This is a genomic window from Formosa undariae, from assembly GCF_042427615.1.
GTDB lineage: Bacteria > Bacteroidota > Bacteroidia > Flavobacteriales > Flavobacteriaceae > Formosa > Formosa undariae.
This window is the reverse complement of sequence record NZ_JBHMEZ010000012.1, coordinates 398,803-423,161: the sequence shown is the minus strand read 5'-3', so window position 1 is coordinate 423,161 and position 24,359 is coordinate 398,803. Positions and strand designations below refer to the sequence as shown.

Genomic DNA, 24,359 nt, shown 5'->3' with positions numbered 1-24,359 from the left:
ATGAAATCAAAATTAGTCACATTAATTTGTCTTCTTGTCATTGGTATCGGACAAGGTTTTGCGCAAACAAAAACAACAGAAGATGCTAAATTTCAGTTTAATACTCCGGAACATTATATGGATGGCTATTCGTTAAATTTTCAGTACCAAGATGGGAAAGCCATACATATGGAATTTGATAATGGTAAGGCCCAATATGAATGGATTAGCGGACCAGGAACAGGGAAAGGGAATTCAGATATTCCGTACCGTTCTCGTAAAATTGGAGAAAATCTCTATCTCGTAAATTGGCACGAAACGGGACTTAAAGATTATTTAACTATTGTGTTTGATTTTGAAAAGATGATCATTCATAGTTCTGTAATTATTGGATACGAAAATCAGCCTGATAGACCATTAAAAACGGTTTTTTTAACAGGAGTTATCGATCATTTAAAAAAAGCTGAATAATATGAGTACAGTAGCAAATTGCCCAACATGTGGTGGCAAATCAGTGATAAAAGAAGCAAACGGAGAAACCACTTATGATGCTTTACAAGACGATGAACTTATAAAAAAAGTGGGTCAGCTTAAGAAAGCGATGCAAAAATTTAAAGCTAAAGCCGAGGATTTAGAGCAGGAGTTGGAAGATTTGAAAGCTTCTAAAAACGGTTGAAAATAATATTAAAACATAGATTATGACTATAGCAGTAACATCGGCAAGTGGTAAATTGGGATCTTCAATTATAGATAAATTACGTACCCATATAGGAGCAGACCATATAATAGGCCTTGCCCGAACACCAGAAAAAGCAAAATATTTAGGTATTGAAATACGCAAAGGCGATTATAATAATCCGGAAGATTTAAAGGAATCCTTGAAAGGGATAGATGTGGTCATGCTATTGTCTGGCATGGACGAACCTCAAAAAAGAATCCAACAGCATCGCAATGTTATCGAAGCTGCTAAAGCAAATGGCGTTAAAAAAATAGTGTATACCAGTATTATTGGCGACGAAGAACACAATGCGTTTAGTCCGATTGTGCAATCCAATAGGCAAACCGAATTAGATGTAAAAAGCGCTGGATTGGACTGGGTAATTGGTAGAAACGGTATTTATATAGAACCCGATTTAGAGTATATAGACACCTATGTAAAAGACGGTGAAATTAAAAATTGTGCGGCTGACGGATTATGTACCTACACGAGTCGAGACGAACTGGCAACGGCTTATGCCCATATGTTACTAGAGGATAAACATAACGGGCAGACTTACAATCTTGTAGGCGATCCCATCACACAATCGCAATTAGCGCAGTATATTAATGACGTTTATAATACAAATTTGGCATATCATTCTGTTTCGGTCGATGCTTATTTGGAAGAACGAAAGGAAGAATTAGGTGACTTTTTAGGAACTGTCATCGCAGGTATTTACGAAGGTATTAGAAATGGAGCGAATGATGTGCCGTCCGATTTTGAAAAAGCAGCGGGAAGACCACATCAATCGACTTTAGAGATTATAAGAGCCTTTCAATAGGAAGTTGAAAAATTAAAACACCAGAATTAAATGGCAGGAGTAACAAATTTATCTGAATTATTAAAAGGCATGACCCCAAAACTGAATCCCGGTGAATACGTGTTTACAACTGTGAGGGATTTAGATGAAATTAGCAGAAAGGATACGGTTTGCGAATTTAAAGAAGCGGAGGGCACCACGATTGTTATCGCACAAAGTAAAGCAGACGAGCTTAATTTGAACTACGACTATATTGCGTCTTGGATTACACTCACCATTCATTCATCGCTGGATGCTGTGGGATTGACGGCTATATTTTCAACCGAACTAGCAACACATAATATTAGTTGCAATGTGATTGCGGTCTATTATCACGATCATATTTTTGTAGATAAAAAAGATGCGGACAAAGCCATGAAGGTGTTGTTGGATTTATCCGAAAAGCATTGAATTTGTAAATGAACCTTCTAGATTGAATGTAAAATAGTGAAAATCCATGTTTTTGTATGGTGTTCGAGCGGAGTCGAGAACTTAAAGAAGCAATAATTTTTTTTCTTGGACTTACTACATTAATGTAAAAACACAACAAATAGAAATAGCCATTATATTAAGCTCAAAATATCAAGTGATTGATGTTTTGAGCTTTTTTTTATGTTAAGATTTTACGGTAACATAGCAGATTTTATTTTACGACATATATTATGAAGTATTACAAATTATACATCTGTTTAAAGGCAAGATATTCATATATTTAGGCTTGAAAAAAGAAGTAACCACAATTAAAAAACTGCAAACCGGATGACAAAAAACGCATTTTTTAAGATAGACACAAAACTTGCAGAGTTATTAGGCGAAACATATCGTTCTGCTGAATATGCAATCAAAGAATTAATAGACAATGCTTATGATGCCGATTCGGAAAAGATAATTATTACATTTCCTGAACCATTAATTCCAAATCCTAAAATCATTATTGAAGACAATGGTTCTGGAATGAAAGAAAATGAAGTAAGGACTGAATATTTGAATGTAGCTAATAGTAGAATTGTTAGAAAAGGAGCTTTGTCTATAAGTAAAAAAAGAAAAGTAAAAGGTCGCAAAGGAATTGGGAAATTTGCAGGTTTAATGGTTGCAACTAAAATGCAATTAGAAACTTATGCGAATGGAGTAAAAACAACTTTATTAATTGATAAAGAAGAATTAGCGAAAGGTAATTATGATTTAGAAAAGGTTCCTTTACCTATATCCACAGAAAGTTGTGAAAAAAGTAAAAACGGAACTACAATTACATTAAGTAATCTTAATCAAAACTTGGAATTTCCAAACCCAGAAAAAATGAAACAAATATTAGTTTGGGAATATGGAAGAGATACAGATTTTGAAATAATAATTAATGGAGGTAAAATTGACGTTTTAGATTTACAAGGAAAATCTTTCACAGAGGAAATTGAATTTGAAGGAAAAAAAGCAATTTTAAAATATACAATTACACCTAAACCAATTAAAAATTGTGGTATTGTAACCAAAATTGGAGATAAAGTAATCGGAAGACCTCAAAATCTATTAGCAAATGAAGAAATCATTCCAAAGAAACTTCAAAATAGAATTTATGGAGAAATAATCTGTGACGATTTAGAAGCTGATGTAACTGCCGATTGGGGAGCAATAATAGAAAACAGCAAATTATATACTTCGATAAAAGAAACAACTAAAAAGCACCTTAAAAATTCTGTTGAAGATGTTTTTGCCACAGATATGAAAATGGCAAAAGCTAGATTTCAACGTACGATAAATAAGGAGTTAGAAAAACTTCCTGAATTTAAACAACCTTTCGCAAAAAAAGCACTTTACAAGACTTTGGAAAAGTTTTATGGGGAATCTGAAGAAAGAATTAGCACAGTAATTTCTGTTATGATATCTGCAATGGAAAAAGACCATTATTGGGGAATAATAAATAATATTGAAGATTGCCGAGAATCTGATGTTGAAAAATTTGCAAATGCATTATCTGAATTTGGTATGTTAGAGATGAGCATAATTACAAGTCAAACAATTAATAGATTACGATTTTTAGACGAGTTAAGTATTTTAATTGCTAATCCAAAAGCACTTGAAAAAGATATTCACCAAGCACTTGAAAAAAACACTTGGGTATTAGGAGATGATTATTCTGTATTGTTTTCTGACGTAAACTTAAAACGAGCAATTAAAGAAATGCTTGATAAGGATTACACAGGTGAAAATGTATTAAATCGACCAGATTTATTTTTAAGTAAATCGAAAAGTAGAAATTTAGTCTTAATAGAATTTAAAAGACCTTTTTTTACATTATCAAGAGACACTGAAAATCAAGCTGTGAAATACAGGGATGAATTAAGTTCTTATTTTGGAAATCAACCAATAGAAATTATTCTATTAGGTGGAAAAATTAAGCAAAATATTATGGACGTTCCAAGAGGAATAAAGTATTTAACATATTTAGATATTATTAGTACAGCAAAGAACAACCTTGAATGGATGATAGATGAATTGAAAATAGAAAAATAATATTTCGAACACATTGTAAAAATTAATTACATAGACATACAAACTCCTCTACCTACACTCCAAAACCCAACTCAAGCATACTTCTCAACCACCAAATCGCCCCATTCGGCTATCGAATTAATTAGCGGAATCAATGTTTTTCCGAAATCGGTTAGTGAATATTCCACCTTTAAAGGCGGTTTAGACGTGTATACTTTTCGTTTTATTAGTCCGTCTTCTTCTAACGCTTTCAGTTGTAAACTTAGCGTTCTTTCGGTTACCGTGGGCATCGATTTTCTTAATTCATTATAGCGTAAAGTGTCCTGTGTTAAATGATATAAGATCACTGTTTTCCATTTTCCGCCAATCAGTCCCATGGTTAAACTTGCACAGCATGGATATTTTTTGCCTTTAAAACTAATCATTGTAGTGTCTTCTGTTTTCATAAATGTATACTATCCTTTTTAACCGTTATTGCAAAGATAGTTTACTATACTTACATTTGCAACTATAAAAAGTATAGTTATATAAAACCATAAATATGAACACACCTAATATTTCAAAAAAAGACATTATCGAAGCATTTCAATTTAGACATGCAACCAAAGAATTCGATGCCACTAAAAAGTTATCGGACGACGATATTCATTTCATTTTAGAGACTGCGCATTTATCTCCGAGTTCATTCGGATTCGAACCTTGGCATTTTGTTGTGGTTCAAGACAAAGAACTACGCGAATTACTAAAACCTGTAGCGTGGGGCGCACCGGCTAAATTAGATACGGCAAGTCATTTTATTTTAGGATTAAGCATGAAAGCCCCCATGATAAAACACGATGCAGATTATATCATGCACATGATGAAAGATGTAAAGCAACTTCCAGCAGAAGCTATCGAAATGTATTCTAAGTTTTATAGAGAATTTCAGGAGCGCGATTTCGATTTAGATACCGATAAAAAACTTTTTGATTGGTCTTCGAAACAGACGTACATCGCACTAGGAAACATGATGACTGCTGCGGCATTAATCGGAGTAGATAGCTGTCCGATAGAAGGGTTTCATCAAGAAAAAGCGGAAGCATTATTAAGAGATAAATTTGATATAGATACCGATAAATATGGACTGTCTTTTATGGCCGCTTTCGGTACTAGAAAGGAAGATCCTGCGCATCCAAAATCAAGACGTGATTTTAACGATATTGTCACTTGGAAATAAGAGTACTCTTGGTTTTTTAAGTTGTATTTAGATAGAAATAGGGGTGAAGCAAATTGATTTCTTCAATAGCATTACAATTCAAATATATTAAGCTTACTACGTCAAGACATTGATGTTGTAAGCTTTTTTTTGTTCATGTTTGTAGGAGTGCCTCGAGATCATAAAAAACAAACTAAAGTAAGGCGATTGATTCGCGTTTAGGGCTATTGTATTCTAAACAAAAAGTTATACGTTTTCATGCATATTGACAGCCGTAACATGTTGTTGATTGTCTATGTTTTTACTATATTACATTCGAAACAACTAACATCTAACCATTGAAATTATTTAATCTTTCAGTTTTATTTCTGCTCTTAATTGTCGCTATAAAAACTCAAGCTCAGGAGCACCCACCTATACAAGTATATTCTCCGGTAGATTATGGTGCAGATAATCAGAATTGGTCCATCTCTCAGTCCGATACTAAAAATATTTATGTTGCAAATAATAAGGGATTACTAGAATTTAATGGTGCGAGTTGGGATGTATATCCGTCTCCAAATAATACAATTATTAGATCGGTTAGTGTCGATGGGAAAAAGGTTTATACTGGCTGTTATAAAGAGTTTGGGTATTGGGAACGTAATGAGTTTGGAAAATTAGAGTATGTATCGTTATCGGATACATTAAAAATTTCGTTCTTAGAAGATGAAGATATTTGGAACATTATTGCTATTGATGATTGGGTCTTATTTCAATCTTTAAATCGGATTTATATTTATAACAAGAAGGATGCTACAGTTTCTATGTTAAACTCAGAAACTACAATCTATAAAATGATTAAAGTAAATAATAGTGTTTACTTTCAGAAGGTTAATGATGGGGTCTACGAAATTGTAAATGGAAACTCAAAATTAATATCAAATCACTCTGTTTTAAAGCAAAATTTATTGGTTAATATTTTTAATCAGAATGGCGATATTTTATTTCAGACAGAAGATAACGGTTTCTTTAAGTTAGAAGACAATAGTAATTTAGTGAAATGGGATATTCCTTCAGATTCTACGTTGTCTAATATCCGGATCTACCGAAGCTTAAAGTTAAAGGATAACAGTTTTTTATTAGGAAGTATTTCAAACGGAATTTTTCATTTAAATGAAGCGGGCGAGATTATTCAACATTTAAATCAGAATAATGGTTTAAGCAATAACACCATACTTTCTATTTTTGAAGATGCCGATTCTAATATTTGGTTAGGTTTAGAAAACGGAATAAACTGCGTTAATATCGATTCGCCATTTACTGTATATAATGATACCAACGGAAAATTAGGATCTGTAAATACTTCTATTTTATATGATGGCTTTTTATATTTAGGAACAAATCAAGGGTTGTTTTATAAGGAATTAGGTGTCGATGATGTGTATCGTTTTATCGACGGTACTCAAGGGGCTGTTTGGTGTTTAACTAAAATCGGAGAGACTTTATTTTGCGGACATGACTCTGGGACTTTCGTGGTGGAAAAGAATACAGCAGATCGTGTTGCCGATATTATTGGAACGTGGATTATAAAACCTATTAACGAGAATTTACTATTACAAGGGAATTATTCAGGTCTATACGTATTAGAAAAACAAAATGATCGTTGGCAATTAAGAAATAAAATAGAAGGTTTTAATGTGTCTAGTCGCTATTTAGAATTTTTAAATCCCAATCAGATTCTTATGAATCATGAGTATAAAGGTGTCTTTAAAATTACGCTGGATTCGGATTTAACGAAGGCCACGGAAGTCGTGAAAGATCAATCTGTAGAGCAAGATTTGAATACAAGTCTGACTAAATATAATGACAAATTGTTATTTGCCAATAAGCATGGCGTATTTACTTATAATGATAAGCTTCAGGAATTTGAAAAAGATACGGTGTTAAGTGTCTTTTTTACTAAAGATGAATATTCTTCAGGCAAATTAATAGTCGATCAAGAAAACCAAAGGTTATGGTCGTTTTCAAAATTAGGGTTAACATATATTGCGCCAGGTAAGCTGAGTAACGTGCCTATGGTAGATAAGATTGCCCTTCCAAGCTTTGTTAGAAATGATATTCCGGGTTACGAAAATTTGACTTATTTATTTGAAAGTAAATATTTATATGGCAACTCGCATGGCTACATTATTTTAGACTTAGATAAATTAGAGCACGAACCGTTTAAAATACATCTGAATTCAATTTCAAATACGACCTCAAAGAATAATGATACGATTCAGCTTTACAATAAGAACACAGCGGTCAATTTTAAGAATAAAGAAAATAATATTGAGTTTAATTACAACATCCCAGAATATAAAAAATATTTGGTACCCGAATTTCAGTATAAATTAGATGGCATATACGACCAGTGGAGTCCTTGGTTTAAAACGTCTTCGGTCTTGTTTGAAAATTTACCTTTTGGCGACTATAAGTTTCAGGTTCGAGCGCGCATAGGGAATACGGTTTCAGAAAATACAGAAACATATAGTTTCTCTATAAGCAGACCGTGGTATTTAACTAATGTAATGATTGTGTTTTATATCATACTTACGTTTCTCTTCTCTTTATTGATGCATAATTTATATAAGCGTCATTACAAAAAGCAACGGGAAGAATTATTGGTTAATAATCAGCGTAAATTGGTGTTAATAGAATTAGAGAACAAACAGCAGTTAATGCGTTTTAATCATGATAAATTACTTCAGGATATTGAAAATAAAAATAGGGAGTTAGGCTTGTCTACAATGGCTTTAATAAAAAAGAATGAATTATTAAATAGTCTAAAGAACGAATTATTAAAAGTAGAAGATACCAAGCATATAAAACCAATTATTAAAATTATAGATAGTAATATTAATAACACAGACGATTGGCAGGTTTTCGAAGAAGCATTTAATAATGCTGATAAAGACTTTCTAAAGAAAATTAAATCTATACATCCCGAACTCACTTCAAACGATTTAAGACTCTGTGCATATTTACGATTAAATCTGGCTTCTAAAGAAATTGCACCTCTATTAAATATCTCACCACGAAGTGTTGAGGTGAAACGGTATCGTTTGCGTAAAAAAATGAATTTACCTCACGAATCCAACTTAACAGATTACATTTTAGAGATGTAATAACCAATACAGCTATTAAAATCACCTATACATTACCACAACATTTGGTATAATACACTACTTTTTAGAAGATTGTAAGGCTTTAACAAAACCTTGGGAAAACGCTGTGAAATTGGTTTTTTGTTAAATAACGATGTCTTTTTTTATCATGTATGTTTTTTGTTGCGGTATTATTTATGAATACCTTAATCATAAAAGCTAGTTTTACTTTAAACAAAAACTAATTTTTATGAGACACACACTATTCAAAATTTTAACCTTATTCTTTATAACGTTTTCTAGTGCACAAAATATAGATGTGTTTGGAACTGTTCAAGATGAAACTGCGTTCCCTATTCCAGGTGCAAACATCATTATTAAGAATACAAGTAAAGGGACTACCACAGACTTTAATGGTGGCTTTACTTTAAGCGAGGTTGAAACGGGTTCGACAATTTCAGTGAGTTATATAGGATATATAACTAAGGAAGTAGTGATTTCTAGTAGCGGCGAATTAACCATTCAGTTGCAAGAAGATTTAGCACAGCTAGATGAGGTTATTGTAGTGGGTTACGGAACACAAAAGAGGAAAGACGTAACAGGAGCTGTAGCCATAGTGAATTCAGAAACTATTGAAGCATTAAGACCAGTTGATGCCGCTCAGGCTTTACAAGGAACTTCGGCAGGGGTTTCGGTGACTGCTCCTTCGGGTTCTCCGGGTGGAGGATTTAATATTTTAATTCGTGGTGTAAGTTCTAATGGAGACAATGGGCCTTTAGTTATTATAGATGGTTATAAAGGGGATTTAAATTCTATAAACCCTAGCGATATCGAAACCTTTTCAATATTAAAAGATGCGCAAGCTGCCATATATGGTATTGAAGGTGCGAATGGTGTTGTGTTAGTCACTACAAAATCGGGTAAGCGCAATACGAAAGCAAGAATTAATTACGATGTGTATTCAGGTTTTCAAGACACGACTCGTGAATTACCTTATTTAAATGCCACAGAATATGCGTTAATTTTAAACGAAAGTTATGCGGCTAATGGGCAAGCCTTACCGTTCTCAAATGTTAGTGATTTAGGTACGGGTGTAGATTGGCAAGATCAAATATTTAATTCGGCTCCAATTACAAGTCATAATTTATCTGCTGCAGGTGGTGGCGAAAAAAGCACCTATTATTTCGGAGGTTCTATTTTAGAGCAGGATGGTATTGTCGCTAGCGATAAGTCAAATTACACAAGAGCAAATGCGAAAATTAAATTAGCGTTCGATGTGTTCGATAAACTTAAAGTCACCACTTCGGCCAACTACTTTAATAATAATAGAAAAACCATTGGCGAGAATGCTTTGGGAACACCATTGTTTAATGCGTTAAACTATGCACCAACCTATAGCATAGACCAACAAGATACGTCAGGGTTTTTAGGAAATGAAGTGGTAAATCCCCTTTCTCAAATTGCAAATACATATAATAAATATTCAGGAAACTCTATAGAAGGAACATTTCAGTTAGAATATAAACCTATTGATGGATTAACCATAACGTCTCGTATTGGTGTGAAATCTTATAACGATAACGCCAAGGTATTTTCGCCTATAGTTAATTACGGATCAGGTAAAGTATTTAATACCGATAGAAGTACGGTCACTCAGACTAAAAACACAAACAACTCCTATACTTGGGATACGTTTGCAAATTATGAAAACACCTTTGGAGAAAACCATAATACATCATTTACATTAGGTACCACGGCGCAACGTGCATGGGGAGATAATTTAAATGCCACAGGTTTTGATGTGCCAAATAACTCTTGGGAGTTTGCAGATATTTCTTTAGCGAACGGATTAAGTGAAGCCAAGTCGACTAGCTCTTACATTTACGATTCTAGATTGTCGTCTTATTTTGCAAGAGTACAATACGATTTTAAAAGCAAGTATTTAATTTCAGGGATGATTCGTCGTGATGGGGCTTCAGATTTTTCTACAGACAATAGAATCGACTACTTCTCTTCGGCAACGGCAGGTTGGAAAGTTTCGGATGAAGATTTCTTAAAAGATTCCAATACCATTAACTTCTTAAAATTAAGAGCGAGTTATGGTGTGCTTGGTAATAATAACAACGGACAAGATTTATACAGATCGTTATTAACCGGTGAAGCGACTTATGTGTTCGACGGATCTTTAGTAACAGGAACAGCAAACGGAAGAATTCCAAATCCAGATGCGACTTGGGAAACAGCCGAGAAATTAGATATTGGTTTGGATATTAATTTATTTAATAACAAACTAGAAGTTGTAGCCGATTATTTTATTGAAGACCGAAACGATTTACTTATCCAAGACTTTCCAGTATCTGGTATTTTAGGAGGAGGTGCTCCAGGTGCAGGTTTACCAACAGTAAATGCAGGAACATCTAGAAATAAAGGAATCGAACTCTTCTTAAATTATAAGCAGGTTGTTAACGATAATTTTTCTTTTGGTGTAAGTTATAATGTGACGCATATTAATAATGAAGTTATAGCTGTAAGTAACGGTGTTGTTTCCGAAGGTGGCTCTTTTGGTGTCGGACAACCTTTTATTTCTAGAATGGAAGAGGGACAGCCTTTAGGGTATTTCTACGGACTTAAAACAGATGGAATTTTTCAAAACCAAGTAGAAGTTAATGCACATCCTTCGCAATCTGGTTTAGGCGCAACTGCCGCCCCAGGCGATATTCGTTTTGTAGATGTTAACGGAGATGGCGAAATTACTCTAGATGATAGAACGTATTTAGGTAAACCTCAACCAGATTATATCATGGGATTAAATTTAAATTTTGAATATAGAAACTTCGATTTTAGTAGTTATATGTATGCCGAATTAGGTAAAGAAACAGTTCGTAATTACGAGCGTGACCAACCTAATGTAAACAGACTGAATTTATATTTAGACAGATGGACCGGAGAAGGGACTAGTAATTCAGTACCAAGAGCAACAACAGGAGCGACTTCAAACAAATTATTCTCTGACTTTTATGTTGAAGATTCTGCGTTCTTAAGAATTCAGAATATACAATTAGGATATTCCCTATCAGACCAAGTGATTGATAAATTAGGGATTAGTAAATTCAGATTATATGTTTCTGTAAACAATGCGTTTACACTTACAAAATATAACGGATATGACCCCGCTGCAACTAATGGTGATGCCATTGGTGGCGGAGTAGACTATGGTTTCTACCCAATTTCTAGACAATTCTTATTAGGCTTAAACCTATCCATCTAAAAAAAAGCAATATGAAAAAATATATAAACAAAATATCAGCAGGATTAGTTGCATGTCTATGTGTCTTTGCAATCCATTCTTGTAGCGATAATTACTTAGAAGAAGTCGATCGCTATAGTATCGATTCAGAAAGTTATTTCAATTCTGAAGACGATTATTATAATGCCTTAGTTGGTGCTTACGACTTATTACAATCTACTTACTTAAACGTCATCTTAGGTGAAATCGCCTCAGATAATACCGTTGCAGGAGGAGAAAGTGCGACCGATGTTGTGTCTTGGCAACAAGTAGATAAAATGATACATACACCCGTAAATAGTGAATTAAAAAATCTATGGGATTGGATGTATGCAGGTGTAAATAGAGCTAATTTTATTTTAGAATTTCAAGATAAAACCGACTTCGACGGTAAAGAAATTATTCTTGGAGAAACACGCTTTTTACGAGCGTATTACTATTTCGAGCTTGTAAAATGGTTCGGACCAGTGCCTTTAAAAGAAACAAGATTCGAATTCGGAGACGAAACGGTTTTACCACGTGCGCCAATTACAGAAGTATATGCTTTAATTGAAGCCGATTTAAATTATGCTATAGAACATTTAAACTATACAGCTCCAGAAACAGGAAGAGTAACTAAAGGATCTGCTCAGGCACTTTTAGGAAAAGCACTTTTATATCAAGAGAAATTCTCTGATGCGACTACCGTTTTAGATAATCTTATCGCAAACGGACCTTATCAATTAGTAAGTGATTACGATACCATTTTTGAAACAGACGGCGAAAATAATAGTGAATCTGTTTTCGAGGTGCAATATTCAGATGCCGAAGGTGCAGGATTTGAATGTTTAGTATGTAGTGAAGGAAATGTTGCTGTTGGTTTCAACGGAATTAGAAATTATACAGGACCTGTATTCGATTCTGGATTCAGTTTTAATTTACCAACGCAAGAAGTTGTAGACGAATTTGAAGACGGTGACTTACGTAAAGATGTTGCTGTTTTAGATATCGTAGCATGGGCAGCTGCAAACGATGCGACTTACGGAGAAGGTAATGAGCATACCGGATATTACAATAGAAAATACATTGCTAGAAAAGGAGATTTAAATACAGGAGATCAAAACCTAACCAATCCAAATAACTACAGAGCAATTCGCTTTGCAGATGTTTTATTAATGGCTGCCGAAGCTTATAACCGTGGTGGTATTAGCGATGGAAAAGCGCAAGAATATTTAAATAGAGTTAGGGCAAGAGCTTTTGGAACAGCAAACGATGTTACAGCTACAGGAACAACACTTACTGCTGCTATTGCACACGAAAGACGTGTAGAACTTGTTGGTGAAGGTCATCGTTTTTTCGATTTAGTAAGAACGGGTAGAGGTTCAGAAATAGACGGATTTACAGCAGGTAAGAACGAGGTCTTTCCAATTCCAATCGAGGAAATTCAATTTTCAAATGGAAACTGGGAGCAAAATGCAAACTATTAAAACTAAGAAACTATGATGAAATTTATAAAATACGCATTCAGTTTAGCGGTTATTGCGCTTATCGCAATTGGTTGTTCTGAAGACGATAATACCGATTATGTTAATGCGATTGCAGCGCCTACAAATGTATCGGCCTCTGTTCGTGTGACTCAAGATAATACAGGTTTGGTAACCATAACGCCATTAGCAGAAGGTGCCGTGAGTTACGATGTGAGTTTTGGAGATGGCTCCGAAAAGGAAGTCAATATTACTCCTGGGAAAGGAGCAATGCACGTGTATGCAGAAGGTACTTACGAAGCGACCATAACAGCTATATCGTTAAACGGTTTAACAACCGAAGCGAGTCAAAGTGTCGTGGTGTCGTTTAAAACGCCTGAAAATTTAGTTGTCACTATCGAAAATGATCCAGCGATTTCTAAACAAGTCAATATATCTGCAACTGCAGATTTCGCTACAGGTTTTGAGGTGTATTTTGGAGAAGATGATGCAGCAGATCCTATGCCATTAAATGTAGATGAAACGATTTCATACCAATATGAAGACGCAGGAACGTATACTATTAAAGTGGTTGCCATGAGTGCGGCGGCAGAAACTACAGAATATTCAGAAGCGTTTGTGGTGACTGCAATTCTTCAGCCATTAGAAGCGGCTCCAGTGCCAATTAGAGCGCAAGCCGATGTGATTTCAATATACAGTGATTCATATACAAATCCAGAGTCTATAGATTATAATCCAAATTGGGGACAATCGACTACATATACAGAAATTCAAGTTGGAGGGAATAACACCATTCAATATGGAGATATTACCTATCAAGGTATCGATTTTAGCGGCGCTCCGGTTAATGCTTCAGCAATGGAATTTGTCCACATCGATGTATGGACAGCCGAAGCCGATTTTAATGCTTTACTTTTTCCTATTACTGCAGCAGCAGATGGGGCAACAAGTGAAACGTCTTACGAACTTGAATTAAAACAAGACGAATGGACATCTTTCGAAATTCCGTTATCAGTGTTTACAGCTGCAAATGGATCATTAGATTTTTCAAATACAATTCAGTTTAAATTAGAGGGGTTGCCTTCTGGAAGTGGTACAATATTTATCGACAACCTATTCTTTTATAAAGTGCCTTCAGGAATTGATACTGGTTTAGTTGGAACATGGAAATTGTCTTCAGCCGCAGGTTCACTTGGTGTTGGTCCAGCAGTAGGAGATATTACATGGTGGAATTGTGATGCAGATTGTGTTACAGATCGTGCATGTTATTACGACGATACCTATGTGTTTAGCGCAGACGGTACATTTAAAAATGTAATGGGTGATGCCACTTGGGTAGAATCTTGGCAAGGCGGATCTGATAGTTGTGGCGTACCAGTTGCACCGCACGACGGATCTAACGCAGCAACTTATGTCTATAATGAAGATATAAATTCTATTACACTTAATGGAAAAGGTGCTTTTATAGGACTGTCAAAAGGAACAAATTCAGGAGAATTAACAAGTCCTGCAGACGCTCCAGATTCAATTACATATAGCGCAGCATTCTCAGATCCAAATACAATACAAGTAAGTATTGAAACCGGAACAGGTTCAGGTACATTCTGGCAGTTTACTTTGGTTAGAGAAGGTGTCGTGAGCTCGCCATTAACAGGAACTTGGCAAATGTCTCAAGACGCAGGTTCGTTAGGTGTTGGTCCAAGTGTAGGCGATGTGTCTTGGTGGAATTGCGACGATGCTTGTGTTACAGAACGTGCATGTTATTACGATGATGCTTATGTATTTGGAGCAGATGGTACTTTTAAAAATGAATTTGGCGGATCGACTTGGTTAGAATCTTGGTTAGGTGGAACCGATGGATGCGGTACACCAATAGCGCCATTCGACGGGTCTATTGCGGCGACCTACACGTATAGTGGCGGTGTATTAACCATTAATGGTAAAGGATCATTTATAGGACTAGCAAAAGCAAATAATGAAGGGGAACTTTCTAATGCTGCAGATGCACCAGATGCTATAACCTACAATGTCACATTTATAGATAATAATACTATTAGTGTCGCTGTCGAAACAGGAACAGGTTCAGGTACATTCTGGCAATATAAATTGGTAAGAATCTAAAAAACTAAAAATTATGAAGAACATAAAATATTATATAGGACTTTTTCTTTCGTTTACCTTTTTGCTTACAAGCTGCCAGGAAGACGATGTGTCCATAGGTGAAATTATTGCGCCATCTGCAGTGACTATATCTGCAGAAATAATGGGAGTAGATACCGATAATCCTTACGGTGATGGAAGTGGAATTGTAGTTTTTACATCTACAGCCAATAACGAAATTACATATCAATTTGATTTTGGCGATGGAAAAACGGGGGTTGCGCCGTCTGGGGTAACCGAACACCGATTTACTAATACCGGTATTAATACCTATACCGTAGTCGTTAATGCGGTTGGTACAGGTGGTGTTAAATCGAGTACAGCTATGGATGTAGAAGTGTTTAGCTCATTCTCTGATGTTGATGCAGAAAACTTAATGGCAGGAGAACTTGTTGGAGATTCTAAAACGTGGTATTGGGCAGCGAATATACCTTTACATGTTGGTTTAGGACCTATTGAAGAAGATTATGGTAATGGAGAATTTGCTTACGAAGCGTGGTGGAATGCTATTCAAGCTTGGGATGAAGAAAAGTATTGTATGTATACCAATGAGTTTGTGTTTACACGTACTACAGAAGGATTAACGTTTGAACAAACCGTTGGACCCGCTTTTGTTCCTGGTGCTTATGCAGATGAACTTGGAATATCTGGAGATACGTGTTACGATGAAACAGTAGCGACCGGAATGTTTGGAGTTAAAAAGGTTTCTTTTTTACCATCAACTTCAAAAGCAGCTGTAGAAGGAAGTTATAACGACGAACCTTATAGAGGAACGGCTTTTGAAATTTCTGATGACGGATTTATGGGATGGTATGTAGGTGCGAGTTCTTACGATATTATTTCAGTAACAGAGAATACATTACACGTAAGAATCATTCAACCTGGATTTGGGGCTTGGTACCAAGTATTTACTTCTAGTAAGCCTGTTGAAGGTGAAGTTGATTTTGAATCAGAATTTAATGACTTAGTATGGTCAGATGAATTTGATACCGATGGTGCACCAGATGCTACAAACTGGACCTACGATTTAGGTGCAGGCGGATGGGGAAACCAAGAAGTCCAAACCTATACAGACGATGCTAGTAATGTTATCGTTGCAGATGGAATACTTAAAATCACAGCCAGAAAGGACGGAAGTACTTATACGTCTTCAAGACTAAAATCTGAAGGATTAAAGTCGTTTAAATACGGGCGTATCGAAGCCAAAGCAAAATTACCAGGTGTTCAAGGCACATGGCCGGCGATTTGGATGTTAGGTTCTAATTTTGAAACCGTGGGATGGCCATTATGTGGAGAAATAGATATCATGGAACAAACAGGTGGGGACAAAAACACTTCTTTAGGTACGTTCCATTGGTTTGAAACTTCTACCAATGCCAAAGCGAGTTATGGTGAAACTTTAGAGGTCACTAATATGGCATCAGAATTTCATTTATATACACTAGAATGGACAGAAGAACATTTAATCATTTTAGTCGATAATATTCAAGTGGTCAAACTAGATAATAGTGAAGCATTACCATTCTATGATAAAGAATTCTTTATGATTTTAAACGTGGCCATGGGCGGAAGTTTAGGAGGTGATATTGACCCTGATTTTACTAGCGATTCAATGGAAATTGATTACGTAAGAGTTTACCAATAATATTGTTTGTAGTTTGTTTTTAGGGGCAGTTATGTTAGATAAACTGCCCTTATAGAAACAAAACAATTATACCAAAACAAAATTTTAACCAAAGTAAGCAGTCTTTAAATAAACAACAGAACACGGTGGTTTGATTTATAGCGCTAAATGGTGTTTAAATTTTTAAAGAGTACCAATATAATTTAAGATTAATGAAAAATACGATGCATAAAGAATCACAAAAATACAACAGCTCAAATACTAATAGTTCAGACACGAAATTAGTAACTCTTAATGGCGAAACATATTATAAAATTTCGAATAGCGATAGCATGCGTCCATTTTTTATGAGCATTGTTAGCGATTCTAACCATTGGATGTTTATTTCTAGTAATGGCGGATTAACAGCAGGGCGAAAAAATGCAGAATCGTCGTTGTTTCCGTATTATACCGATGACAAAATTACCGAGTTAGCCGACATCACAGGAAGTAAAACCATTCTTCAAATTCATATAAAAGGACAATCTATTATTTGGGAACCGTTTTCCGAAAGACAGACGGGATTATATAATACCACAAGAAATCTATACAAGAATAGCTACGGAAATAAAGTTGTTTTCGAAGAGATTAATCACGATTTAAAACTCACGTTTAGATATCAATGGAATTCTAGTAATCAGTTTGGATTTGTTAAAGAATCTACAGTAGAAAATCATTCAAAGAACACAATTAATGTTACCGTATTAGATGGGTTACAAAATATTTTACCTTCTGGAGTGACTTCAGAATTACAAAATAGTAGAAGTAATTTGGTTGATGCGTATAAGAAAAGTGAACTGCAAACCGAAGTTGGTTTAGGGATTTACGCCTTAAGTGCAGTCATTGTAGATAAAGCCGAGCCTAGTGAAGCTTTAAAAGCAAATATAGTATGGTCTTCAGGATTAGATAATCCAACACATTTATTGTCTTCAAGGCAACTAGATGCCTTCAGAAAACATGAAGTTATTACACAAGAAGTTGATGTGAAAGCAGAAAAAGGGGCATACTTTATTGTTTCAGATTTAAAGTTAGAACCAAAAATAGAAGCGCGTTGGATGTTTGTAGCCAATGTAAATCAATCTATTTCAGATGTAGTTAAAATTTCTGAACGTCTTAAAAATGAGGCAGACATGGCAAATGTCATTCAAAAAGATATTGATGCCGGAACAAAACGCTTAATAGAATTGTCTGGCGCCGCAGATGGATTACAAGTGACTGCAGACCCACTTACCAACATGAGACATTTTTCTAACACCTTATTTAATATCATGCGTGGTGGGATTTTCGACGATAATTATCAGATAGAGAAAGACGATTTCGTTACATATCTATCAAAAGCAAATACAATTGTTTTCAGACAGAATGAAAACATTATAAAAAAATTACCAGCAATATTCTTGTTGGACGACATAAAACAGCTAGCAGAATCTAGCGAGGATCGTGATTTTAAACGCCTATGCTTAGAATATTTACCACTTAAATTTAGTAGAAGACATGGCGATCCAAGTAGACCTTGGAACCGTTTTTCTATTAATACGCAGAGTGAAGTAGACGGATCTAAAATTTTAGATTACGAAGGAAATTGGCGTGATATTTTCCAAAATTGGGAAGCCTTATCGCATGCTTATCCCGAGTTTCTGGAAGGAATGATTCATAAATTCTTAAACGCGACCACTTTCGAAGGATATAATCCATACCGCGTGACTAAAGATGGTTTCGATTGGGAAGTGATCGAAGAAAACGATCCGTGGTCTTACATTGGGTATTGGGGAGATCATCAGATTATTTACTTATTAAAATTCTTAGAATGTATCGAAGATTATTATCCGGGAACATTAGCAAAACGCTTCAATCAAGACGTGTTTGTATATGCTAACGTGCCTTATAAAATCAAGAGCTATTCAGATATTTTAGAAAATCCGAAAGACACTATAGATTTCGATCATAAACTCAATGCAACTATAGATGAAAAACGAGCTGAATTAGGAGCAGACGGTGCTTTGTTAACTGATAAAAATGCCAATATTTACCGTGTTAATTTAATAGAAAAGTTGCTTGCTACAGTGTTGGCTAAGGTGTCTAATTTTATTCCTGAAGGTGGTATATGGTTAAATACACAACGTCCAGAATGGAACGATGCCAACAATGCTTTGGTAGGAAATGGTGTGTCTATGGTTACGTTGTATTATTTAAGACGTTTCTTAGGGTTTTTTAAAGATTTGGTTGAGAAATCGGACGTAGAGCAAACAGATATTTCGGAAGAGTTAGTGATGTTCTTCAGTTCAGTAGTTTCAACTTTAGAAGAAAACAAAGGTATTCTTAAAGCCGGTGTAACAGATCAAAATAGAAAAACCGTTTTAGACGGTTTAGGGACAGCGGGAAGTATGTTTAGAGAAACCATTTATGACTCAAGTTTTTCTAGTCAGAAATCCTCTATAAGTAAATCAGAATTATTAGATTTTATTTCAATTACCACCACATATTTAGAGCATAGTATCGATGCCAATAAACGCGAAGATAATATGTATCATGCCTACAATTTAATGACTATTGAAAATGACGCTGAGGTGTCTATTTCATATTTGTCAGAAATGCTAGAAGGTCAAGTTGCTGTATTGAGTTCAGGATATCTTTCGGCAACACAAGCTTTGAGTTTACTCGATAGTTTAAAGCACAGTGCACTGTTTAGAGAAGATCAATACAGTTATATCTTGTATCCGAATAAGGACTTAGCGCGATTTGATCAGAAAAATAATATTCCTTCAGAAAAGGTAGAGCAATCTAAATTATTAAAAATGCTGGTTCACGATGGAAATAGACAGGTTATTGAACAAGACTTTTTAGGGAACTATCACTTTAATAGTAATTTCAATAATGCAAAAAGTTTAAATGCCGCATTAGCCGATTTAGGTGAAAACTATAAAGTATTAGTCGATGAAGACAAAACAGAAGTTTTACAGATATTCGAAGATATTTTCGATCATAAATCCTTCACTGGGCGTTCAGGAACCTTCTTTGGTTACGAAGGTTTAGGCTCTATTTATTGGCATATGGTTTCTAAACTATTATTAGCGGTTCAAGAGACATGTTTATTGGCGATAGAACATAAAGAATCTGATGCTGTTATCGGACGTTTATTAGATCATTATTACGAAATCAATGCTGGAATTGGAGTACATAAATCACCAGAATTATATGGCGCATTTCCAACAGATCCATATTCGCATACTCCAGCTACCAAAGGCGCACAACAACCAGGAATGACAGGGCAAGTTAAGGAAGATGTGTTGAGTAGAAGCGGAGAATTAGGAGTGTACGTTGAAGCTGGGAAAATTGTGTTTAATCCACGATTATTACAAACCAAAGAGTTTTTACAGGTTCCTGCAACATTTCGTTTTACCAACATTCAGAAAGACAATCAGGTTTTAGAACTTCAAGCAGGTGAATTAGGTTTTACCCATTGTCAAGTTCCTGTGATTTATAAACGCGCAAAGACAACAGATATCGAAGTTGTTTTTAACGACAATACAAAGCTTTCATATGAAGGAAATACTTTAGACGAAATAGTTTCTAAATCTATTTTTGAACGTAACGGACATGTCAATCATATCATAGTTTTTGTAAACAAGTAATAGCGCATGGTTAAACTAAAAACCTATATAACACTTTTTATAGTATTTATGATGTTAGGATGTAACGATAAATCTCAGAATGCAAAAGAAAAAACAGCAGCAGATATTTTAGGAAATCCAAAATACCTAGCTATTTCTTACGGCGGTTATCGTGAAAACACGCGAGATATTCAACCTACTATTCCCGAATTAAAGGATGATATGAGGATTCTTTCGGCTATGGGAATAAAAGTATTACGAACCTATAATGTGCATTTAGATCAGGCGGCTAATCTTTTAAAAGCGATTAGTGAATTAAAAACAGCAGACCCAAGCTTTGAAATGTATGTGATGCTTGGCGCTTGGATTGATTGTAAAAATGCATTTAATTCCTCCAACGGAGAACCGGATCATAATCTAGAAAGTGAGCGTAATGCTGTTGAGATAGAAACGGCTGTTCGGTTAACAAAAACGTATCCAGATATCGTGAAAATTATTGCTGTGGGTAATGAAGCTATGGTAAAATGGGCGACGAGTTATTATGTACAACCAGGTGTGATTCTAAAATGGGTGAATCATTTACAGGACTTGAAACAGTCGGGTGAATTGCCAAAAGATGTATGGATTACAAGCTCAGACAATTTTGCATCTTGGGGTGGAGGCGATGCCGAATATCATACCGAAGATTTAAACCAATTGATTAAAGCCGTCGATTATATTTCCATGCATACCTATCCGATGCACGATACACATTATCATCCTGTGTTTTGGGGTGTTGAAGAAAATGAAGCTGATTTAGATGATGTAGAAAAGATTGATGCGGCTATGGTACGCGCAAAAACCTATGCTATTTCTCAATACGATAGTGTATACAATTACATGACCAGTTTAGGCGTAAAAAAACCAATTCATATTGGTGAAACAGGGTGGGCTAGTCAGTCTAACGCATTGTATGGTGATACTGGTTCTAAGGCCACAGACGAATATAAAGAAGGGGTGTACTATAAATCTATGCGAGAGTGGACCAACGAAAACGGAATGTCTTGTTTCTTTTTTGAAGCTTTCGACGAGCAGTGGAAAGATGCCAATAATCTGTTAGGGTCTGAAAATCATTTCGGACTTATAAACTTACAGGGCGAAGCAAAATATGCCTTGTGGGACTTAGTAGATCAAGGCGCTTTTAAAGGGTTAACTAGACATGGTAAGCCTATCACAAAAACTTTCGGAGGAAATAAAGACGTTTTAATGAAAACCGTAGTTGTACCACCAATTAAAAACTAAAAGTTATGAAATATATCATCGTTTTATTACTAATTATCGTCTCTGTTGTGTCTTGTGAAAGCACAACGACAGCGGATTTGGTTTCTGTTTCTGGAGCACATATTTATGTGAATGATTCAAAATATACCATTAAAGGCATTTGTTATCATCCGGTACCACAAGGCTCAGAACAAAGAGATTTTAAGACCTTAAGTCAGGATTTAGCTTTAATGCAGGATGCTGGAATAAACACGATTCGGACGTATGCACCTATAGATGATAAAGCCGTTTTAGATGCCATTGCCGAGGCAGGTATTAAAGTCATTATTGGTTTTGGCTACGATCAAAAAGGGTTTTTCGATGTGTATTCAGGGAGTTTTATAGACTATGTAAATACCTATAAAAATCATCCTGCCATCCTCATGTGGGAATTGGGTAATGAATATAATTATCACCCAGAATGGTTTGATGGCGATGTGAAAAACTGGTACATAGACATGAATGCTGCAGCAGATTTAATTCATAAAAACGATAAAAATCACCCTGTGGCAACGGCTCATGGCGAATTACCAGACGATACCGCACTTTCACTATCACCTAATATAGATGTTTGGGGGATGAATGTGTACCGATGGGATAATCCAGAGGAAATATTTGCGCAATGGGCAGCAAAAAGTGACAAGCCCATGTATATCTCTGAAGCAGGAGGCGATAGTTATATGACTATTGAAAGCGACGGATTTCAGCAAGGAGAAAATGAGTCAGCACAAGCACAAGCAAATGCTATGATTCTAGATAAAATCATTGCAAATATTGATCAGTGTGCAGGTGTTACTCTGTTTTCGTTTACCGATGGTTGGTGGAAGGCAGGGAATCCCGAAAAACAAGATATTGGTGGATGGGCACCAAAAAGTAGTGGTGTGCCTTACGATGGTTCTCCCAATGAAGAATATTGGGGAATAGTAGATATCAACAGAAATAAAAAAGAAACTTTTAATGTTGTTAAAACCAAATACAATCAGATAAAATAATTAGATATGAGCAAACGAAACTACGTCGCAATTTTTTTAATGATGATCGCATTAACGAGTTGTAAAACCGAACAAACCAAAAGAAAAACCGCAAATAGCATGACATTTGAAGTCTATGAAACCTCTGAAAAAGGTAATAGTTTAACAAAGTTAGAGTCATTTGTTGCTGCTAAAGATTCTGTTACAATTAAACTATCTCCTGACCAAACATTTCAAACAATCACTGGGTTTGGTGGTGCATTCACAGAGTCTTCAGCTTACTTGTTAAATAAATTAAGTAAAGCGAATCGAGATACAATTTTACAAGCTTATTTCGCTAAAGATGGCGCGAATTATTCGTTAACGAGAACGCATATGAATTCATGTGATTTTTCTCTTACTAACTATTCATATTCTCCAGTAGAAGGCGATAAAGATTTAGAGCATTTCACTATTGAAGAAGATATGGATGATTTAATTCCGATGATAAAAGATGCTTTGGATGTATCTGAAGACGGATTTAAAATATTCGCATCGCCATGGACTGCTGCACCTTGGATGAAAGACAATACCAAATGGGTTGGTGGTAAATTGCTTCCTGAATACTATGATACATGGTCTTTATTCTTCTCCAAATATTTAGATGCGTATAAAGCTGAAGGTATTGATATTTGGGGATTCACAGTAGAAAATGAACCTCATGGCAATGGTAATAATTGGGAAAGTATGCATTTCTCGCCTAAAGAAATGACAGATTTTGTGGAGTTTCATTTAGGTCCGAAATTAGAGAAAGACGGATATGGTGATAAAATTATTTTAGGTTACGATCAGAATAGAGCAGGTTTAGATGAATGGGTAGACGAAATGTATCGAAGCGAATCCTCGTCTAAATATTTTGACGGGACAGCGATTCATTGGTACGAAAGTACTTATGAAGTTTTCCCTGAAGCCTTGCAATATGCGCATAACAAAGCGCCAAATAAACTTTTAATTGAAACGGAAGGGTGTATAGATTCTCAAGTTCCTGTTTGGCAAGATGATGCTTGGTATTGGAAAAAAGAAGCTACAGATTGGGGATATGATTGGGCTGCACCAGAAGACAAACATTTACATCCAAAATATGCACCTGTAAATAGATACGCAAGAGATATTATTGGTTGCCTAAATAATTGGGTAGACGGTTGGGTAGATTGGAACATGGTTTTAGACCGTCAGGGCGGACCAAATTGGTTTGAAAATTGGTGCGTAGCTCCAGTTATTGTAGATCCGGATGCGGACGAAGTTTATTTTACTCCGTTGTATTATACCATGGCACATTTTAGTAAATATATGCGTCCAGGAGCAGCGGTTATCGGTGTCGAAAATTCAGACGACTCATTAATGGTGTCATCTGTAAAAAATCCTGATGGTTCTATTGCTGTAGTCCTGTTTAATGAAACAAAAACTCCAAAAAATATCAGCTTAACATTACATGAAAATACAGTAGAATTTTCAATTGATGCACAAGCCATTCAAACAGTAATGATTACTGAGTAATATTAAAGGTTCAGTAAGTATT

Annotated in this window: 16 protein-coding genes; 15 read left to right on the top strand and 1 reads right to left on the bottom strand. The window is 35.3% G+C overall.

The features are described 5' to 3' along the window. From ACFFVB_RS12895 to ACFFVB_RS12875, 5 genes are all read left to right on the top strand, one after another. A complete protein-coding gene (locus ACFFVB_RS12895) occupies positions 1-450 on the top strand; it encodes a MoaF-related domain-containing protein (protein WP_382383342.1) in 450 nt (149 codons plus the stop codon). 1 nt (position 451) lies between these two features. Then, positions 452-655: a hypothetical protein gene (locus ACFFVB_RS12890; protein ID WP_382383341.1), complete on the top strand. Its 204-nt coding sequence runs from the start codon at positions 452-454 to the stop codon at positions 653-655. Positions 656-677: 22 nt separating this feature from the next. Further along, complete coding sequence (locus ACFFVB_RS12885) at positions 678-1,520, top strand: SDR family oxidoreductase (protein WP_382383340.1); 843 nt, start codon at positions 678-680, stop codon at positions 1,518-1,520. 30 nt (positions 1,521-1,550) lie between these two features. Continuing rightward, positions 1,551-1,949 carry an ACT domain-containing protein gene (locus ACFFVB_RS12880; protein ID WP_382383339.1) on the top strand — a complete coding sequence of 133 codons (399 nt, stop codon included), beginning with the start codon at positions 1,551-1,553 and terminating at the stop codon, positions 1,947-1,949. 348 nt (positions 1,950-2,297) lie between these two features. Further along, positions 2,298-4,046: a Shedu anti-phage system protein SduA domain-containing protein gene (locus ACFFVB_RS12875; protein WP_382383337.1), complete on the top strand. Its 1,749-nt coding sequence runs from the start codon at positions 2,298-2,300 to the stop codon at positions 4,044-4,046. Positions 4,047-4,117: 71 nt separating this feature from the next. Here the strand turns inward: ACFFVB_RS12875 and ACFFVB_RS12870 are convergent, their stop codons facing one another. Further along, a complete protein-coding gene (locus tag ACFFVB_RS12870) occupies positions 4,118-4,450 on the bottom strand; it encodes a winged helix-turn-helix transcriptional regulator (RefSeq protein ID WP_382383872.1) in 333 nt (110 codons plus the stop codon). Positions 4,451-4,566: 116 nt separating this feature from the next. On the opposite strand from ACFFVB_RS12870, the gene ACFFVB_RS12865 reads away from it, so the two are divergent. The 10 genes from ACFFVB_RS12865 (at position 4,567) to ACFFVB_RS12820 (ending at position 24,337) form a co-directional block, all read left to right on the top strand. Further along, complete coding sequence (locus tag ACFFVB_RS12865) at positions 4,567-5,241, top strand: NAD(P)H-dependent oxidoreductase (protein ID WP_382383336.1); 675 nt, start codon at positions 4,567-4,569, stop codon at positions 5,239-5,241. A gap of 317 nt (positions 5,242-5,558) precedes the next feature. Then, entirely contained in the window at positions 5,559-8,369 is a 2,811-nt protein-coding gene (locus ACFFVB_RS12860; protein WP_382383335.1) for a triple tyrosine motif-containing protein, read from the top strand. Between the two features lie 229 nt (positions 8,370-8,598). After that, positions 8,599-11,616: a SusC/RagA family TonB-linked outer membrane protein gene (locus ACFFVB_RS12855; protein WP_382383334.1), complete on the top strand. Its 3,018-nt coding sequence runs from the start codon at positions 8,599-8,601 to the stop codon at positions 11,614-11,616. Positions 11,617-11,627: 11 nt separating this feature from the next. Next, on the top strand, positions 11,628-13,100 hold the full coding sequence (locus tag ACFFVB_RS12850) for a RagB/SusD family nutrient uptake outer membrane protein (RefSeq protein ID WP_382383333.1): 1,473 nt from the start codon (positions 11,628-11,630) through the stop codon (positions 13,098-13,100). A gap of 12 nt (positions 13,101-13,112) precedes the next feature. Next, positions 13,113-15,218 carry a hypothetical protein gene (locus tag ACFFVB_RS12845; RefSeq protein WP_382383332.1) on the top strand — a complete coding sequence of 702 codons (2,106 nt, stop codon included), beginning with the start codon at positions 13,113-13,115 and terminating at the stop codon, positions 15,216-15,218. A 13-nt stretch (positions 15,219-15,231) separates the two neighbouring features. Next, complete coding sequence (locus ACFFVB_RS12840; RefSeq protein ID WP_382383331.1) at positions 15,232-16,902, top strand: glycoside hydrolase family 16 protein; 1,671 nt, start codon at positions 15,232-15,234, stop codon at positions 16,900-16,902. A 203-nt stretch (positions 16,903-17,105) separates the two neighbouring features. Continuing rightward, complete coding sequence (locus tag ACFFVB_RS12835; protein WP_382383871.1) at positions 17,106-20,552, top strand: 1,3-beta-D-glucan phosphorylase, GH149 family; 3,447 nt, start codon at positions 17,106-17,108, stop codon at positions 20,550-20,552. A 6-nt stretch (positions 20,553-20,558) separates the two neighbouring features. Continuing rightward, entirely contained in the window at positions 20,559-21,812 is a 1,254-nt protein-coding gene (locus tag ACFFVB_RS12830; RefSeq protein ID WP_382383330.1) for a glycosyl hydrolase family 17 protein, read from the top strand. Between the two features lie 5 nt (positions 21,813-21,817). Continuing rightward, positions 21,818-22,822: a glycoside hydrolase family 2 TIM barrel-domain containing protein gene (locus ACFFVB_RS12825; RefSeq protein WP_382383328.1), complete on the top strand. Its 1,005-nt coding sequence runs from the start codon at positions 21,818-21,820 to the stop codon at positions 22,820-22,822. A 99-nt stretch (positions 22,823-22,921) separates the two neighbouring features. Further along, the gene (locus ACFFVB_RS12820) at positions 22,922-24,337 is read left to right on the top strand and encodes a glycoside hydrolase family 30 protein (protein ID WP_382383869.1); all 1,416 of its coding nucleotides are present in this window, start codon (positions 22,922-22,924) and stop codon (positions 24,335-24,337) included. Positions 24,338-24,359: the final 22 nt, after the last annotated feature.

What these genes read in the sequence shown, in the direction of transcription:
- ACFFVB_RS12895 (WP_382383342.1), top strand. Translation starts at nt 1, where the DNA reads ATGAAATCAAAATTAGTCACATTAATTTGTCTTCTTGTCATTGGTATC.
- ACFFVB_RS12890 (WP_382383341.1), top strand. Translation starts at nt 452, where the DNA reads ATGAGTACAGTAGCAAATTGCCCAACATGTGGTGGCAAATCAGTGATA.
- ACFFVB_RS12885 (WP_382383340.1), top strand. Translation starts at nt 678, where the DNA reads ATGACTATAGCAGTAACATCGGCAAGTGGTAAATTGGGATCTTCAATT.
- ACFFVB_RS12880 (WP_382383339.1), top strand. Translation starts at nt 1,551, where the DNA reads ATGGCAGGAGTAACAAATTTATCTGAATTATTAAAAGGCATGACCCCA.
- ACFFVB_RS12875 (WP_382383337.1), top strand. Translation starts at nt 2,298, where the DNA reads ATGACAAAAAACGCATTTTTTAAGATAGACACAAAACTTGCAGAGTTA.
- ACFFVB_RS12870 (WP_382383872.1), bottom strand. Translation starts at nt 4,450, where the DNA reads ATGATTAGTTTTAAAGGCAAAAAATATCCATGCTGTGCAAGTTTAACC.
- ACFFVB_RS12865 (WP_382383336.1), top strand. Translation starts at nt 4,567, where the DNA reads ATGAACACACCTAATATTTCAAAAAAAGACATTATCGAAGCATTTCAA.
- ACFFVB_RS12855 (WP_382383334.1), top strand. Translation starts at nt 8,599, where the DNA reads ATGAGACACACACTATTCAAAATTTTAACCTTATTCTTTATAACGTTT.
- ACFFVB_RS12850 (WP_382383333.1), top strand. Translation starts at nt 11,628, where the DNA reads ATGAAAAAATATATAAACAAAATATCAGCAGGATTAGTTGCATGTCTA.
- ACFFVB_RS12845 (WP_382383332.1), top strand. Translation starts at nt 13,113, where the DNA reads ATGATGAAATTTATAAAATACGCATTCAGTTTAGCGGTTATTGCGCTT.
- ACFFVB_RS12840 (WP_382383331.1), top strand. Translation starts at nt 15,232, where the DNA reads ATGAAGAACATAAAATATTATATAGGACTTTTTCTTTCGTTTACCTTT.
- ACFFVB_RS12835 (WP_382383871.1), top strand. Translation starts at nt 17,106, where the DNA reads ATGCATAAAGAATCACAAAAATACAACAGCTCAAATACTAATAGTTCA.
- ACFFVB_RS12830 (WP_382383330.1), top strand. Translation starts at nt 20,559, where the DNA reads ATGGTTAAACTAAAAACCTATATAACACTTTTTATAGTATTTATGATG.
- ACFFVB_RS12825 (WP_382383328.1), top strand. Translation starts at nt 21,818, where the DNA reads ATGAAATATATCATCGTTTTATTACTAATTATCGTCTCTGTTGTGTCT.
- ACFFVB_RS12820 (WP_382383869.1), top strand. Translation starts at nt 22,922, where the DNA reads ATGACATTTGAAGTCTATGAAACCTCTGAAAAAGGTAATAGTTTAACA.